Below are 16,173 nucleotides of genomic sequence, written 5' to 3'. Positions count from 1 at the left end.
ATGAATATCAATCGTATAAAGCGATACGCAACCATTTATAAAATAAGAAAATAAATTCCAATTTTCATCGGCACAGTACCTTGCCAGCACGGTTTGCTAACCCAAGATTCACCATCCTGTATTCAATAAAAATTGAAAAAAACATCATGGTTAATATCACCAGGAACAATCAGGGGTGATTTCAGGCAATTTCCGCAAAAGTAATGGCAAAGCTCAGGTTAAATACATAGAATCCCCAGCACATTCATAACGCCAGCCGTGTCCTATGCTCCAATTGCTTTACACCATACTGCTTTACCTCATACAGCCACTCATCTGGCTGCGATTATGGGTGCGCGGTCGTAAAGCTCCTGCATACCGCAAACGCATTGGCGAGCGCTACGGCTTCTATAAAAAGCCGCTCAAGCCAGGTGGCATTATGTTGCATTCGGTTTCCGTTGGGGAAACGCTAGCCGCCATCCCTCTGGTTCGCGCGCTTCGCCATCGCTATCCAGAGCTGCCGATTACCGTCACGACAATGACACCAACCGGCTCAGAAAGGGTCATGTCCGCGTTCGGAGAAGACGTCCAGCACGTCTATCTACCTTATGATTTACCGTGTGCGCTAAACCGTTTTCTGGATAAAGTCGATCCGAAGCTAGTGCTTATTATGGAAACCGAACTTTGGCCAAACCTGATAGCCGCGCTGCACAAACGCTATATCCCATTAGTGATTGCCAATGCCAGGCTTTCCGCACGCTCGGCAAAAGGCTACGCGAAACTTGGTGACTTTGTCCGAACGCTGCTGCAGCGCATTACGCTTATTGCCGCGCAGAACGAAGAAGACGGTGAGCGCTTCATCTCGCTAGGTGCAAAACGAAGTCAATTGACGGTCACCGGAAGCCTTAAATTTGATATCTCTGTGACGCCGCAACTTGCTGCTCGTGCCGTAACGCTTCGCCGGCAGTGGGCACCACACCGCCCAGTCTGGATAGCCACCAGCACGCATGAAGGTGAAGAAAGTATTGTCGTTCAGGCCCATCAGTCACTTTTAAAACAGTTTCCTAATTTATTGCTGATCCTTGTACCACGTCACCCGGAACGCTTCCCGGATGCTATCAATCTGGTCAGAAATGCAGGATTAAGCTACATCACCCGTTCTTCTGGAGAGGTGCCGTCTTCCAGTACGCAGGTCGTCATTGGCGATACTATGGGTGAGTTAATGTTACTGTACGGAATTGCCGATCTGGCTTTTGTTGGCGGCTCGTTAGTTGAGCGCGGTGGCCATAATCCGCTCGAACCCGCCGCACACGCTATTCCCGTGTTAATGGGCCCACATACCTTTAACTTCAAAGATATCTGCGCGCGCCTGTCGCAGGCAGATGGCCTAATCACCGTGAACGACGAACAGTCATTAGTAAAAGAGATTGCGTCTTTGCTCACAGATGAGGATTATCGTAACTTCTACGGGCGCCATGCTGTGGAAGTGCTTTACCAGAACCAGGGTGCATTACAGCGCCTGTTGCAGCTACTGGAACCTTATCTCCCCCCTAAAACACACTAAGGTCAGATATGCAAAAGCGGGCAATCTATCCGGGGACTTTCGATCCTATCACCAACGGCCATATTGATATCGTTACCCGTGCAGCCAGTATGTTTGACCAGGTGATCCTTGCCATTGCAGCAAGCCCCAGCAAGAATGCTTTATTTACGCTGGATGAACGCGTTGCGCTGGCGCAGCAGGCGCTTGCACATTTACCCAACGTTCAGGTTCTCGGTTTCAGCGATTTAATGGCAAGCTTTGCGCGCAAGCAGCAGGCAAACGTGCTGGTGCGTGGGTTGCGTACCGCGGCTGATTTTGAATATGAAATGCAGCTGGCCCACATGAATCGCCATCTCATGCCAGAACTGGAAAGCGTCTTCCTGATGCCATCTAAAGAGTGGTCATTTGTTTCTTCTTCTCTGGTCAAAGAAGTGGCGCGCCATCACGGGGATGTCGCTCACTTCCTGCCAGAGCACGTCTGTAAAGCGCTTATCGAAAGGCTTAAATAGCTATCGCTGACAGCGGCGGCAATAGTAGGTGCTACGCTGAGCGTGCTTAGCGGCAGCAATCGGCGTACCACATACCCTGCAAGGTTCTCCTTCCCGCCCATATACCTGCAGCTCCTGAGCAAAATAGCCAGGTTTGCCATCGGACTGAAGGAAGTCTTTTAAAGTCGTTCCACCTTGCTCTATTGAGCGCTGCAATACCGCTTTGATCGCCGCGACCAGAGTTTCAGACTCTTTTTTTGATAGCGACTGCGCGCTACGGTCGGGATGGATCCCCGCCGCGAACAAGGATTCGCTGGCATAGATATTCCCCACCCCGACAACCAGTTTGTTATCCATCAGCCAGGGCTTGATAGCCGTTTTCTTTTTGGCCGATTTTTCACGCAGGTATTCTGCACTGAATGCCTCGCTCAGCGGCTCTGGCCCGAGATGAGCCAATACGTTACTCCCCTCAAGCTCTTTGACCCATAGCCAGGCACCAAAACGCCGCGGATCGGTGTAGCGAAGGACTTTGCCGTTGCTCATGATCAGATCGACATGATCGTGCTTTTCCGCAGGAAGTTCTTCCGCGAGGATCCTCAGACTGCCGGACATTCCCAGGTGAATGATGATCCAGCCATCCGGTAGCTCCAGCAGCAAATACTTCGCCCGCCGCTGCACGCTCAGCACGGGCTTATCGCTCAGAGCATGTATTTCATCAGAAACCGGCCAGCGCAGTCGAGCATTGCGCACAACGGCATACAGGATGGTTTCACCCACCAGGTGCGGCTCAATACCGCGACGACTGGTTTCTACCTCTGGTAATTCAGGCATCTCTCCTCCGGGAAGCAGGCATAAAAAAACCCGGCCTGAGCCGGGTTTCTTCAACAAAGTTACCAGAATTATTTAATTTTGGCTTCTTTGTATACAACGTGCTGACGGACAACTGGATCGAACTTTTTCAGTTCCAGTTTTTCCGGCTTAGTACGTTTGTTCTTCGTGGTGGTATAGAAGTGACCAGTACCAGCAGAAGAAACCAGCTTGATTTTCTCACGAATACCTTTAGCCATGATTTATTTCCTCTAAGTACTTAGTACTTTTCGCCACGGGCACGCAGTTCGGACAGAACTGTATCGATGCCTTTCTTATCGATTACACGCATACCTTTAGCAGATACACGCAGGGTGACAAAACGCTTCTCGCTCTCAACCCAGAAACGGTGAGAGTGCAGGTTCGGCAGGAAACGGCGTTTAGTCGCGTTCAGTGCGTGGGAACGGTTATTACCGGTCGCCGGACGCTTGCCAGTAACTTGGCAGACTCGGGACATGTCTATTCTCCAAAAATCAAATTAGCTCGAGCTTCGTATAGGGTTAGGCGCCTCGTCAGGCTGCAAGCCTGGTCCCTGGCGGTTCAATGTGAACCACAGTGCCAGGCGCATAATGCCAAACCCGAGATTCTCAAAGGTGGCGTAGTATACGCTGTGTGAGGCATGTGCTCAAGTCCCGAACAGACAAAGATCCCAATGGATCGCGCCTGATGGCTTAAATCCACCCTCGTTCAGCGAAAGAAACGTATTCTCCGTGACCAATAACCAAATGATCAAGCACTCGAATTTCCATAAACAGGCAAACTTTCACGATGCGTTCCGTAATAGCCCGGTCTGCTTTACTGGGTTCGGCCTTACCTGATGGGTGGTTGTGCGCCAGTATAATGGCACCGGCGTTGCATTTCATCGCTTCACGGACAATTTCTCTCGGGTGAACTTCAACGTGACTTAGCGTTCCGGCAAACAACCGTTCACATTTAATAACCTGATGCTGATTATTCAAAAACAGCACCATAAATATTTCACGCTGCTCGGTCGTCAACTGACTCTGAACATACTCCCGCACCTTTCCTGGCGTAAGCAAAGAGAGTTCTTTGACCCCCTGAGATGAGTAATAACGCCTCGCCAGCTCGGCAATCGCGTTTAGTTGAGTGTATTTCGCTTCGCCAATCCCCTTCACGTCCTTGAAATGGGAATAATCTGCCGACAACAAGCGGTGCAGGGAACCAAACTCACGCAGCAGCATATTGGCAAAAACCAAAACGTGCATTCCCTGGTGGCCCGTACGTAAAAAGAGCGCCAGCAGTTCAGTGTCGGTAAGAGAACCTACACCGAATTGCAGCAGTTTTTCCCTGGGTAAATACGCGTTTTCAATCTCATTATCCCTGTCCATCGCACCTCTCCCTCTCTTAACTCCCCCATAATGCGACCTTTTTTATTGTCAGGCGATGAGCGGGTTTTGGTCTTGCGTAGCGCCTCGCAAACTGCAAAAAGTCGCCTGCCAGGGATTGTGATAAAATGGCCATTCGACTGTGACTTCCAACGGATAAAAATCATGATGGGACTTTCCGGCAAGAAAATTGTTCTTGGTGTGAGCGGTGGTATTGCTGCCTATAAAACACCTGAGCTGGTTCGTCGTCTGCGCGATCGCGGAGCGGATGTACGAGTGGTAATGACCGAGGCGGCGAAGGCCTTCATCACGCCACTAAGTTTGCAAGCAGTGTCCGGTTATCCGGTGTCCGACAGTTTGCTAGACCCCGCAGCAGAAGCCGCCATGGGCCACATCGAACTCGGCAAATGGGCAGACTTAGTGATACTCGCCCCTGCGACAGCAGACCTTATCGCGCGCGTGGCTGCAGGCATGGCAAACGACCTGGTCAGCACCATCTGCCTGGCAACAGCCGCCCCAGTTGCCGTTGTTCCGGCAATGAACCAACAAATGTTCCGCGCGGCTGCCACTCAACATAATCTGGATGTCCTAAGCGCTCGTGGTCTCCTGATTTGGGGCCCGGATAGCGGGAGCCAGGCCTGCGGCGATATTGGGCCTGGTCGCATGCTGGATCCGCTAACGCTGGTTGATATGGCCGTTGAACATTTCTCCGTAGTCAAAGATCTGCAACATCTGAACGTCATGATTACCGCCGGCCCAACGCGTGAACGCCTTGATCCCGTCAGATATATTACGAACGACAGCTCTGGAAAAATGGGGTTTGCTATCGCTGCGGCAGCGGCAGCGCGCGGGGCAAACGTAACCCTGATTTCAGGCCCGGTAAATCTGCCTACTCCGGCGTGGGTCAACCGCATTGACATCACTACGGCGCTGGAAATGAATGAGGCGGTCCAACAACGCGTCGCCGGGCAGCATATATTCATTGGCTGTGCCGCCGTTGCCGACTATCGAGCAGCCGTGGTTGCTGACGAGAAAATTAAAAAGCAAGGCGATGAAATTACGCTAAAAATGGTCAAAAACCCGGATGTTGTTGCGGGTGTTGCGGCACTTTCAGAAGGGCGTCCCTATGTTGTAGGGTTTGCCGCCGAAACAAATAATGTGGAAGAATACGCCCGGAAAAAGCGTGCCGCTAAAAACCTGGATCTGATCTGCGCCAATGACGTATCTCAGAATAATCAAGGGTTTAATAGCGACAATAACGCATTGCACCTTTTCTGGCAGGAGGGAGACAAAGTCTTACCGCTTGAGCGTAAAGCACTCCTTGGCCACCTTTTACTGGACGAGATCGTTACCCGCTATGATGAAAAAAATCGACGTTAAAATTCTGGACCCGCGAGTTGGTCAGCAATTCCCATTACCAACTTACGCCACCTCCGGCTCTGCCGGTCTTGACCTGCGCGCTTGCCTGGATGACGCCGTAGAACTTGCACCTGGTGCAACAACGCTGCTGCCAACCGGCCTGGCTATTCACATTGCTGACGCCTCTCTGGCAGCGGTCATCCTGCCTCGTTCCGGCCTGGGCCACAAACACGGTGTTGTGCTGGGTAACCTGGTGGGGCTGATTGACTCCGATTATCAAGGCCAGTTGATGGTTTCTGTCTGGAACCGCGGCCAGGACAGCTTCACCATTCAGCCTGGTGAACGCATTGCGCAGATGGTCTTTGTACCCGTTGTGCAGGCAGAATTTAACCTGGTTGAAGATTTTGACGCCAGCGACCGTGGCGAAGGCGGATTTGGTCATTCAGGCCGCCAGTAATACCGTTTTATCAACGTAACCCTACCGCGCAGATAACGTTAAAACAGACCGCAAACCAGGCGTTTGCGGGCGCGGTTCGGTGCTTACCTGACAAGGTATTTTTCAGGGGTATTTTAGAACATGGCAGAAAAACAGACCGCGAAAAGGAATCGTCGCGAGGAAATACTTCAGTCTCTGGCCCAAATGCTCGAATCCAGCGACGGCAGCCAACGCATTACGACCGCTAAACTAGCGGCAACCGTTGGCGTGTCCGAAGCCGCACTTTATCGGCATTTTCCCAGCAAAATGAAAATGTTCGATAGCCTGATTGAGTTTATCGAAGATAGCCTGATTACCCGCATTAACCTGATTCTGAAAGATGAAAAAGACACGCTGGCCCGTCTGCGGTTGATCGTACTTTTGGTGTTGGGTTTTGGTGAACGGAACCCAGGCCTGACGCGTATCCTCACCGGGCACGCGCTGATGTTTGAGCAGGATCGCCTGCAGGATCGCATCAACCAGCTTTTTGAACGCATTGAGGTTCAGCTGCGTCAGGTTATGCGTGAAAAGAAAATGCGCGAAGGCGAAGGGTTTAGTACCGATGAAGCCTTGCTGGCGAGCCAGCTACTGGCTTTCTGTGAAGGAATGCTCTCACGATTTGTGAGAAGTGATTTCCGCTATCTGCCTACGGATGATTTTGATACCCGCTGGCCGCTGATTGCCGCTCAGCTTTACTAGTAAATAAGGGCCGGAAGGCCCTTATTTATATCCCGACTTAGACACCGAACTCTTCGCGATATTTACGTACTGCCGCCAGCTTGTCCGCCATTTCTGGCTTCTCTTCCAGATAAGAAATCAGGTCTTTGAGTGTAATGATCGAAATGACTTTGCACTGATAGTCACGCTCAACTTCCTGAATGGCGGAAATATCCGCACGGCCACGCTCCTGGCGGTCGAGAGAAATAAGCACCCCGGCAAGGCTAGCACCGTTAGCGGCAATGATCTCCATTGACTCACGAATAGCGGTCCCGGCAGTTATCACATCGTCCACCAGCATGACGCGGCCCTGAAGCGCACTGCCCACCAAATTACCGCCTTCGCCATGATCTTTCGCTTCTTTGCGGTTAAAGCAGTAAGGCACATCGCGCTCGTGGTGCTCAGCCAGCGCTACTGCTGTCGTTGTCGCAATAGGAATGCCTTTATAGGCCGGACCAAAAAGCAGATCAAAATCGATGCCGGAGTCCATCAGAGCAGCGGCATAGAAACGCCCTAATAACGCCAGATCGCGCCCGGTATTAAACAGCCCGGCGTTGAAGAAATAGGGGCTGGTGCGCCCGGATTTCAGCGTGAATTCGCCAAACTTGAGTACCTGTTTGTTAAGCGCAAACTCAATAAACTGGCGCTGATACGGTTTCATGGATTTGCTCCTTAGCATTGTGACACGGACATAAAAAAAGCGACTTCTCAGTCGCTTTTAAAAAATTAATTTTCTAACGCCGCCTTCTGCGACGCGATGATGGAATCAATTCCCCCTCGAGCCAGCGCCAGCAGCGCCAATAGCTCTTCGTGGGAGAACGGCTCGCCTTCCGCAGTGCCCTGCACCTCAATCATGCGCCCGTCTTCCATCATGACAACATTCATGTCGGTTTCGGCTGCCGAGTCTTCGACATATTCCAGGTCGCAGAGAGCTTCACCGTTGACGATACCAACGGAAACCGCCGCCACCATCCCTTTCATTGGGTTAGTTTTCAGCTTGCCAGAAGCGACCAGGCCGTTTAACGCATCGGCCAGTGCTACGCAGGCACCGGTGATAGAAGCGGTGCGGGTACCGCCATCAGCCTGCAGAACATCGCAATCCAGGGTGATCGTAAATTCACCTAATGCTTTTAGGTCCACCGCCGCGCGTAATGAACGGGCGATGAGACGTTGAATCTCGAGAGTACGGCCACCCTGTTTTCCTTTTGCCGCTTCACGGGCATTGCGGCTATGGGTTGCACGCGGCAGCATGCCGTATTCAGCAGTGATCCAGCCCTGCCCCTGGCCTTTCAGGAAGCGAGGCACGCCTTCTTCAAGGGTCGCGGTGCACAGCACTTTGGTATCACCGAACTCGACAAGCACGGAGCCTTCAGCGTGTTTAGTGTAATGACGGGTCAGGGTAACTGGGCGCACTTGTTCGGCGCTACGACCTGATGGACGCATGGGCTTTCTCCGGCTAAAACGAATGTGGCTGCGCATTATACGGACTTCAGGCGCTTATTCCTATCCTGCAAGACCCCTGATGGCTATAATCCCCCCATACATTAGCTGAAAACGGGTACGTACTATGATCCGCAGTATGACCGCCTACGCCCGGCGTGAAGTAAAAGGTGAATGGGGCTCCGCCTCCTGGGAATTACGCTCGGTAAACCAGCGCTATCTCGAAACGTATATCCGCATGCCGGAACAGTTCCGCAGTCTTGAACCCGTCGCTCGCGAACGCATTCGCAACCGTCTCACCCGCGGCAAAATTGAGTGCAACCTGCGCTTTGAGCCTGACGCTCGTGCACAAGGCTCGCTGATCCTTAATGAAAAGCTGGCTAAGCAGCTGGTTGAGGCCGCTAACTGGGTCAAAATGCAAAGCGATGAAGGCGAAATCAATCCGGTTGATATTCTTCGCTGGCCAGGCGTGATGGCAGCTCAGGAGCAGGATCTTGATGCGATTACCGCTGAAATCCTTTCCGCTCTTGATGGCGCCCTGGACGACTTTATTGTTGCCCGAGAGACCGAAGGCCAGGCCCTGAAAGGGCTGATTGAACAACGTCTGGAAGGCGTCAGCGCCGAAGTGGTTAAAGTCCGAGCTCAAATGCCAGAAGTGGTGAAATGGCAGCGCGAGCGCCTGGTTAACAAGCTGGAAGAGGCCGAAGTTCAGCTTGAGAACAACCGCCTTGAACAAGAATTGGTGCTGATGGCACAGCGCATTGACGTCGCGGAAGAGCTGGACCGCCTGGAAGCCCACGTCAAAGAGACCTACAACATCCTGAAAAAGAAAGAAGCCGTTGGCCGTCGCCTCGACTTTATGATGCAGGAGTTTAACCGCGAGTCGAATACGCTGGCCTCCAAGTCTATCAATGCCGACGTGACCAATTCAGCTATCGAGCTGAAAGTCCTGATCGAGCAGATGCGCGAACAGATTCAGAACATCGAATAGCGTGACATAAGCCTGCGTTCAGCAGGCTTTTTCTTTTGATGTGTACTAGGTGTACGCCAACAGTTGTTCCGCAGTAATAAGCCCCATCTTTTCAAGCTGAATAGCTACCGCTCTCGGAGAACGTTCAAACTCATCCCCCAGGGTTTCGATAGTGCCAGTTTGCTCAAAGCGCTCTGCGAGGATCTGTTTCTCTTCTTCGGCCCAGGGAAAGTGAGACTTAGCCGGACGCCCTTCGGCAAGGTTACGCTGCTGCCTCTCCTCAGGTGTTAGCCTGGATTTTTTCGGTTTTTCCGGGCTCACCAACAGCTCCTCCGCCAGGGCAAACAGCATTCTTATCGCTTCCGGCTTATTGGCCGTTGATTCAGCGCCAAGCACCTCTCCAGTTTCTGGATTGACGCCATTTGCTAGCGCTTTTAACATCGCCGATATCTTCATTGCGCCTCCTTAAATAATTCTACTAATCCATTTAATTCAAAAAGAACCTGACAAAACCCAAATACAAAGGATAAATTTTATATTTCGGATAAATTAAACTAATCCATAATCAGTCAACTTAGAAAATCTCAATCGTGACGTGGTGCACAAAACGTTACCCTCTGCCGGTATTCTGAGGGGACTAACATGCTGCTACACATTCTTTATTTGATTGGTATTACGGCGGAAGCCATGACCGGGGCACTGGCCGCCGGGCGCCGTCGCATGGATACGTTTGGCGTCATTATTATCGCCACTGCCACGGCGCTGGGCGGTGGTTCTGTTCGCGATATTCTACTGGGCCACTATCCCCTCGGCTGGGTGAAACACCCTGAATACGTAGTGATTGTTGCCGTTGCGGCAGTACTCACAACCATCATGGCTCCCGTAATGCCACACCTGCGCAAACTCTTTTTGGTACTGGATGCGCTGGGTCTTGTTGTCTTTTCTATTATCGGTGCGCAGGTTGCTCTGGATATGGGCGAAGGACCAATCATTGCGACCATTGCCGCCGTTGTTACCGGCGTCTTTGGTGGGGTACTGAGGGATATGTTCTGCAAACGAATTCCCCTCGTGTTCCAGAAAGAACTGTACGCCGGTATCGCCTTTGCTTCAGCCGTGCTGTATATCGCGCTGCAGCACTACGTCAGTAGCCATGACGTCGTGGTGATAGCAACCTTATTATTCGGCTTTAGCACTCGGCTACTGGCGCTGCGTCTGCGGCTTGGGCTACCCGTATTTCATTACAAGCACGCCGATCACTGATGACCAAAACCCGGGATGTTATGCTGGCCAAGGAAGGCGGCAAGGGCGACTACCTGTGGATGCTTCATAAAATCGACTAACTGCCTGGCCCGCTTAGCCCCCACTCCGGGTAAAGTTTGCCATCGGGACTGATCCCAGCCGCCAAGCTGTTGCCAGTGTTTGTCTTTAAGAACGGCATGCGCACTTCGCGGCAGTGGCATCCCTAAGGCTAATACCCAGCGAATAAACGGCTGTTTTCGGGACAGAGAAAACTGATGCCATAACAGCTCGGCTTTTTTCACTGAAATTCCCGGTAAACCAGACAACGTCATTCTGTTCAGTTCCAGCCATGAAAAAATGTGCTGAAAGCGTGACGTCATGTGTAGATGCCGCCAGGTGCTTTGACTCACGCCGGCCAAATCCAGAACTCGCTTTTGGCTCATCCCCGTCAGACGGGCAATAAATTGTTCTGCGCATTCAGACGAAGCATAAAGGCAAGTCACCGGTGTAAAAGCCACCATTTCCGGTATGGATGTGTCTCGCTGGCTGACGCGCCAGACGACTTCGTCCATTCGAGGTATTCCCTGTCCCGCCAGACTTATTTTTACTTTATCACCGGCCACAACATCCCATTCCTGCCAGCGTTTTAGTGAACCGATATTCACCCGTCGAACACGTTTATCGTCGAGCTGAACCTCTTCCAATTCAAGCACGACGGACACCTTACCCGTTCGTCCCACGGCAAAATCAACGCTACGAACCACCGCGATTTGCTCAGCAGGAGGATATTTCCACGCGATGGCCCACTCCCCCTGCCCCGGCTGCCAGAATTTAGCCTCAGGTTCACGTTCCTGACGAATCACAATGCCATCCGTGACAAAGGGAAGTGGCTGGCGAAACCACCCCTCTCGCAAACGGGCAATTTCATCAATGTTTGCTACAGGCCGGGACCATAGAGCGGTCAGAGAAAATCCTGCGTCACGTAATATATTGCCTTTTTCAACAAGGCTTTCAGGGCCATCAGGCCAGGCCCAGATAAAAATGCCCAGCGCGTTTGAATCGCTAACCTTGCCGGTGCGAAGCATTTCCCCGGCAACTTTAGATCTCGCATTCACGCCTCCGGCCTGGCTTTGAATATGGCCCTCCCGTTTCAGGAAAAGCTCGCCTTGCAATACGCTGTTCGCAAGAGGTCCGGCAAGATGAAGGGGTATGGCATTAATACCGGCAGCTTTGTATGTCCAGTCCTCTCCTTTAACACCATTTCCACGGCTTAGCATTTTCACCAGCCGCCCTTGCTGATAGACCAATGTAATAGCCACCCCATCTACTTTGGGCTGTACCCATAAGTTCTGTCGGCCTGCAGCCCATAGCTCGACTGCGCGTTTATCCGGTAACTTTTTCAGCCCTGTATGCGCAACGGGATGGGACGAGTTTCCTGCTGTTCCCATCCTTGCAGATTCTGCCTCTTGTCCCTGTTTAATGCAGCGCCGCCAGACTGACAGTGTCTCCCTTAAGTCATCGTAAACGGCATCGCTCACCAAACTCTTACCCTGCTGGTAATAGGCGTCATCCCAAAGAGATAGCTGGTGCGTAAGGCGTTCAATCTCCTTCTGTGTTCTGACATCAGACCATGCTGGACACGATGCCGTTACCGTAGATGAAATCCCCAGTAAAATGACAAAAACTGCTAACACGCCCCCTTTCATACCACCCTCCATTTCCTTTCTCGGTGGAGGTATAACCCTGTCCCGCGTCAATCACGAGCATGAAAGATCCTACGTACGAGATACGTCCCTAAAAACTTATCTCGTTGCATAGAGAATGACAAAAAGGTGGAAAACATCACGTAAAACACGAGAAAAAACGTACCTGGCAATGACAAAACCTACGTACTGAGGCAACGGCGTGTATAATATGCCGGTAGACGCTCTTCCCTTTATGCATACCGATTAAGTTAGAACTCATGGCTCAAGGCACGCTTTATATTGTTTCCGCTCCAAGTGGCGCGGGTAAATCCAGCCTCATCCAGGCTTTGTTAAAGACACAACCGCTGTATGACACCCAGGTTTCCATCTCGCACACCACTCGTGGTGTACGCCCAGGTGAAAATCACGGGGAACATTACTTCTTTGTCAGCAAAGGCGAATTCCAGCAAATGATCGCGGAAGACGCTTTCCTTGAGCACGCGGAAGTATTTGGTAACTACTACGGTACATCCCGCCAGGCGATCGAAAATGTGCTGGCGACCGGCGTAGATGTGTTTTTGGATATCGACTGGCAGGGTGCAGAGCAAATTCGTCAGAAAATGCCGCAATCCCGCAGTATCTTTATTCTGCCGCCGTCAAAAGACGAGCTGGACCGCCGCCTGCGTGGTCGTGGTCAGGATAGCGAAGAAGTGATTGCAAAACGCATGGCGCAAGCCGTTGCAGAAATGAGTCACTATGCGGAGTATGATTACCTTATCGTTAATGATGACTTCGACACTGCCCTGTCTGATTTAAAGATAATCATTCGTGCCGAGCGTCTACGAATGGGTCGCCAAAAGATGCGACATGACGCTTTAATCAGCAAACTATTGGCAGACTGACACCAGTTTCAGTATCATGCCCAGTCATTTCTTCACCTGTGGAGCATTTTAATTATGGCACGCGTAACCGTTCAGGACGCTGTAGAGAAAATTGGTAACCGTTTTGACCTGGTACTTGTGGCCGCGCGTCGCGCTCGTCAGATGCAGGTTGGCGGCAAAGATCCGCTGGTACCGGAAGAAAACGATAAAACGACCGTTATCGCACTGCGTGAAATCGAAGAAGGGTTGATCACCAACCAGATTCTCGATGTTCGTGAGCGCCAGGAACAGCAAGAGCAGGAAGCCGCAGAACTGCAGGCCGTGACTGCTATTGCTGAAGGTCGTCGTTAATTAGCCTGCGGGTAGCCCTTGTATCTGTTTGAAAGCCTGAATCAGCTGATTCAAAACTATCTGCCAGAGGAGCAAATCAAGCGCCTCCGGCAGGCATACCTTGTCGCACGTGATGCTCACGAGGGACAAACACGTTCAAGCGGTGAACCCTATATCACCCATCCCGTCGCCGTTGCCTGTATCCTGGCCGAGATGAAACTCGACCATGAAACGCTAATGGCAGCGCTTCTGCATGACGTGATCGAAGACACCCCGGCCACCTACCAGGATATGGAACAGCTGTTTGGCAAAAGCGTTGCCGAACTGGTGGAAGGGGTTTCTAAGCTAGATAAACTGAAGTTCCGCGATAAGAAAGAGGCTCAGGCCGAAAACTTCCGCAAAATGATCATGGCGATGGTGCAGGATATCCGCGTCATTTTGATCAAGCTTGCCGACCGCACGCACAATATGCGCACGCTTGGGTCATTGCGCCCGGATAAACGCCGCCGTATTGCCCGTGAAACCCTCGAAATTTATAGCCCACTCGCGCACCGCCTCGGTATTCACCACCTGAAAACCGAACTGGAAGAGCTTGGCTTTGAAGCGCTTTATCCGAACCGCTACCGCGTCATTAAAGAAGTGGTAAAAGCGGCGCGAGGTAACCGCAAAGAGATGATTCAAAAAATCCTCTCTGAAATCGACGGACGTCTTCAGGAAGCAGGCATTGCCTGTCGCGTGAGCGGTCGCGAAAAGCACCTTTACTCCATTTACTGCAAGATGACGCTCAAAGAGCAGCGTTTCCATTCAATCATGGATATCTACGCGTTCCGCGTCATTGTCCACGACATGGATACCTGCTACCGCGTTCTCGGGCAGATGCACAGCCTCTATAAACCTCGTCCAGGGCGGGTGAAAGACTACATCGCTATCCCGAAAGCGAACGGCTATCAGTCTCTGCACACCTCAATGATTGGGCCGCACGGCGTTCCGGTTGAAGTGCAAATCCGTACTGAAGATATGGATCAGATGGCGGAAATGGGGGTTGCTGCACACTGGGCTTATAAAGAGCAAGGCGAAAGCAGCACGACGGCACAAATCCGCGCTCAACGCTGGATGCAGAGCCTGCTGGAGCTGCAGCAAAGTGCCGGTAGTTCGTTTGAATTTATCGAGAGCGTAAAATCCGATCTGTTCCCGGATGAGATTTACGTTTTCACCCCGGAAGGCCGCATTGTAGAGCTGCCCGCAGGCGCAACGCCGGTGGACTTCGCCTATGCGGTACATACCGATATCGGTCACGCCTGCGTGGGCGCACGCGTCGATCGCCAGCCTTATCCGCTTTCACAGTCGCTGACCAGCGGGCAGACTATCGAAATCATTACCGCACCGGGGGCGCGTCCTAACGCCGCATGGCTCAATTTTGTCGTCAGCTCCAAAGCACGCGCCAAAATTCGCCAAATGCTGAAAAACCTGAAGCGTGATGACTCCGTTAGCTTAGGGCGTCGCCTGCTCAATCATGCGCTCGGTGGCAGCCGTAAACTGGCTGAAATTCCGGCCGAAAATCTCCAGCGTGAGTTGGACCGCATGAAGCTTGCATCGCTTGACGACCTGCTGGCCGAAATTGGCCTCGGGAACGCAATGAGCGTCGTCGTGGCGAAAAATCTGCAGGGGGAATCGCCAGTTGCTGCTCAGCCAGGCACAGCGCCTGCAGCCAATCACAGCAACTTGCCAATCAAAGGTGCAGACGGCGTTCTGATTACCTTCGCCAAGTGCTGCCGCCCGATTCCGGGAGATCCTATCGTCGCTCACGTCAGCCCGGGTAAAGGGTTGGTTATCCACCATGAGTCTTGCCGAAACATTCGTGGCTACCAGAAAGAGCCCGAGAAGTTTATGGCCGTGGAATGGGATAAAGAGACCGAGCAGGAATTTATCACCGAGATCAAGGTGGACATGTTTAACCACCAGGGTGCACTGGCGAACCTGACCGCAGCAATCAACACTGCGGGCTCTAACATCCAGAGCCTGAATACCGAAGAGAAAGACGGCCGCGTATACAGCGCCTTCATTCGCCTGACAGCCCGGGATCGCGTCCATCTGGCGAACATCATGCGCAAGATCCGCGTGATGCCGGATGTGATTAAAGTGACCCGCAACAGAAACTAGAGTTATGAATCCTCAACGTTATGCGCGTATTTGCGAGATGCTCGCCAGACGCCAGCCGGACCTGACCGTTTGTATGGAGCAGGTGCACAAGCCCCATAACGTCTCCGCTATTATCCGTACCGCCGATGCCGTGGGCGTGCATGAAGTGCACGCCGTTTGGCCGGGAAGCCGTATGCGCACGATGGCGTCTTCCGCCGCAGGAAGTAATTCCTGGGTTGAAGTTAAAACGCATAAAACTATCGGCGAAGCCGTCCGGCAGCTCAAAAGCAACGGCATGCAAATTCTGGCCACTCATCTTTCAGATAAAGCCGTCGACTTCCGTGAGATAGACTACACGCGCCCTACCTGCATTTTGATGGGGCAGGAAAAAACCGGCATTACCGAAGAGGCGCTCGCGCTTGCCGACCAGGACATTATCATTCCTATGATCGGTATGGTGCAGTCCCTGAACGTGTCCGTCGCCTCAGCGCTAATTCTGTACGAAGCTCAGCGCCAGCGCCAAAACGCAGGCATGTATCAGCGTGAAAACAGTACGTTACCGGAAGCTGAGCAACAGAGGCTGTTATTTGAAGGTGGCTATCCTGTGCTGGCGAACGTTTCCCGCAGGAAAGGCTTACCGTACCCACATGTGAATCAGCAGGGCGAGATAGAAGCTGATGCCGCATGGTGGGCCACGATGCAGTCGGCGAAATAA

General features: G+C 52.1%; 19 protein-coding genes. 11 read left to right on the top strand and 8 right to left on the bottom strand.

Going from position 1 to position 16,173, the window contains the following annotated elements; genetic code table 11:
- Positions 1-265: 265 nt before the first annotated feature.
- Together waaA and coaD are read left to right on the top strand one after the other, a co-directional pair.
- Positions 266-1,543 (top strand): lipid IV(A) 3-deoxy-D-manno-octulosonic acid transferase, encoded by a 1,278-nt coding sequence (waaA, locus tag LH23_RS05485; RefSeq protein WP_039289149.1) that lies wholly within the window; start codon positions 266-268, stop codon positions 1,541-1,543.
- A gap of 8 nt (positions 1,544-1,551) precedes the next feature.
- On the top strand, positions 1,552-2,031 hold the full coding sequence (gene coaD, locus LH23_RS05480; RefSeq protein ID WP_039289148.1) for a pantetheine-phosphate adenylyltransferase: 480 nt from the start codon (positions 1,552-1,554) through the stop codon (positions 2,029-2,031).
- Here coaD and mutM read toward each other — a convergent pair whose 3' ends face one another.
- The 4 genes from mutM to radC all read right to left on the bottom strand — a co-directional run bounded on the left by mutM (position 2,032) and on the right by radC (position 4,226).
- Complete coding sequence (gene mutM, locus LH23_RS05475; protein WP_039289147.1) at positions 2,032-2,841, bottom strand: bifunctional DNA-formamidopyrimidine glycosylase/DNA-(apurinic or apyrimidinic site) lyase; 810 nt, start codon at positions 2,839-2,841, stop codon at positions 2,032-2,034.
- 68 nt (positions 2,842-2,909) lie between these two features.
- Positions 2,910-3,077, bottom strand: coding sequence for a 50S ribosomal protein L33 (gene rpmG / locus LH23_RS05470; RefSeq protein WP_002436700.1), 168 nt, complete (start codon positions 3,075-3,077; stop codon positions 2,910-2,912).
- Positions 3,078-3,097: 20 nt separating this feature from the next.
- Complete coding sequence (gene rpmB / locus LH23_RS05465) at positions 3,098-3,334, bottom strand: 50S ribosomal protein L28 (protein WP_008457442.1); 237 nt, start codon at positions 3,332-3,334, stop codon at positions 3,098-3,100.
- 214 nt (positions 3,335-3,548) lie between these two features.
- Positions 3,549-4,226, bottom strand: coding sequence for a RadC family protein (gene radC, locus LH23_RS05460; protein WP_039289146.1), 678 nt, complete (start codon positions 4,224-4,226; stop codon positions 3,549-3,551).
- A gap of 165 nt (positions 4,227-4,391) precedes the next feature.
- On the opposite strand from radC, the gene coaBC reads away from it, so the two are divergent.
- The 3 genes from coaBC (at position 4,392) to slmA (ending at position 6,756) form a co-directional block, all read left to right on the top strand.
- Entirely contained in the window at positions 4,392-5,603 is a 1,212-nt protein-coding gene (gene coaBC, locus LH23_RS05455; protein WP_156108083.1) for a bifunctional phosphopantothenoylcysteine decarboxylase/phosphopantothenate--cysteine ligase CoaBC, read from the top strand.
- Positions 5,581-6,039 (top strand): dUTP diphosphatase, encoded by a 459-nt coding sequence (dut, locus tag LH23_RS05450; RefSeq protein ID WP_034808728.1) that lies wholly within the window; start codon positions 5,581-5,583, stop codon positions 6,037-6,039. Before coaBC ends, dut begins: the two co-directional genes overlap by 23 nt.
- 120 nt (positions 6,040-6,159) lie before the next feature.
- Positions 6,160-6,756, top strand: coding sequence for a nucleoid occlusion factor SlmA (slmA, locus tag LH23_RS05445; protein WP_039289144.1), 597 nt, complete (start codon positions 6,160-6,162; stop codon positions 6,754-6,756).
- A 37-nt stretch (positions 6,757-6,793) separates the two neighbouring features.
- On the opposite strand, the gene pyrE is transcribed toward slmA, so the two are convergent.
- On the bottom strand, positions 6,794-7,435 hold the full coding sequence (pyrE, locus tag LH23_RS05440) for an orotate phosphoribosyltransferase (RefSeq protein WP_008457428.1): 642 nt from the start codon (positions 7,433-7,435) through the stop codon (positions 6,794-6,796).
- Positions 7,436-7,500: 65 nt separating this feature from the next.
- A complete protein-coding gene (rph, locus tag LH23_RS05435) occupies positions 7,501-8,217 on the bottom strand; it encodes a ribonuclease PH (protein WP_008457427.1) in 717 nt (238 codons plus the stop codon).
- A 124-nt stretch (positions 8,218-8,341) separates the two neighbouring features.
- On the opposite strand from rph, the gene LH23_RS05430 reads away from it, so the two are divergent.
- Positions 8,342-9,205, top strand: coding sequence for a YicC/YloC family endoribonuclease (locus LH23_RS05430; RefSeq protein ID WP_039289143.1), 864 nt, complete (start codon positions 8,342-8,344; stop codon positions 9,203-9,205).
- Positions 9,206-9,250: 45 nt separating this feature from the next.
- Here the strand turns inward: LH23_RS05430 and LH23_RS05425 are convergent, their stop codons facing one another.
- A complete protein-coding gene (locus LH23_RS05425; protein ID WP_039289142.1) occupies positions 9,251-9,640 on the bottom strand; it encodes a hypothetical protein in 390 nt (129 codons plus the stop codon).
- A 186-nt stretch (positions 9,641-9,826) separates the two neighbouring features.
- On the opposite strand from LH23_RS05425, the gene LH23_RS05420 reads away from it, so the two are divergent.
- Complete coding sequence (locus LH23_RS05420) at positions 9,827-10,444, top strand: trimeric intracellular cation channel family protein (RefSeq protein ID WP_039289141.1); 618 nt, start codon at positions 9,827-9,829, stop codon at positions 10,442-10,444.
- On the opposite strand, the gene ligB is transcribed toward LH23_RS05420, so the two are convergent.
- A complete protein-coding gene (gene ligB / locus LH23_RS05415) occupies positions 10,438-12,129 on the bottom strand; it encodes an NAD-dependent DNA ligase LigB (RefSeq protein ID WP_039296401.1) in 1,692 nt (563 codons plus the stop codon). The genes LH23_RS05420 and ligB overlap by 7 nt on opposite strands.
- 257 nt (positions 12,130-12,386) lie before the next feature.
- On the opposite strand from ligB, the gene gmk reads away from it, so the two are divergent.
- From gmk to trmH, 4 genes are read left to right on the top strand one after another with little or no spacing between them, the layout of a single operon-like run.
- Complete coding sequence (gmk, locus tag LH23_RS05410) at positions 12,387-13,010, top strand: guanylate kinase (protein WP_039289140.1); 624 nt, start codon at positions 12,387-12,389, stop codon at positions 13,008-13,010.
- A gap of 54 nt (positions 13,011-13,064) precedes the next feature.
- Positions 13,065-13,340, top strand: a complete 276-nt coding sequence (rpoZ, locus tag LH23_RS05405; protein ID WP_008457417.1) for a DNA-directed RNA polymerase subunit omega — start codon at positions 13,065-13,067, stop codon at positions 13,338-13,340.
- An 18-nt stretch (positions 13,341-13,358) separates the two neighbouring features.
- Positions 13,359-15,479: a bifunctional GTP diphosphokinase/guanosine-3',5'-bis pyrophosphate 3'-pyrophosphohydrolase gene (spoT, locus tag LH23_RS05400; protein WP_039289139.1), complete on the top strand. Its 2,121-nt coding sequence runs from the start codon at positions 13,359-13,361 to the stop codon at positions 15,477-15,479.
- A gap of 4 nt (positions 15,480-15,483) precedes the next feature.
- A complete protein-coding gene (trmH, locus tag LH23_RS23915; protein WP_039289138.1) occupies positions 15,484-16,173 on the top strand; it encodes a tRNA (guanosine(18)-2'-O)-methyltransferase TrmH in 690 nt (229 codons plus the stop codon).

Source organism: Cedecea neteri (assembly GCF_000758305.1).
Taxonomy (GTDB): Bacteria; Pseudomonadota; Gammaproteobacteria; order Enterobacterales; family Enterobacteriaceae; genus Cedecea; species Cedecea neteri_C.
The sequence above is the reverse complement of the archived record's forward strand: the minus strand, read 5'-3'. Positions and strand labels throughout refer to the sequence as shown.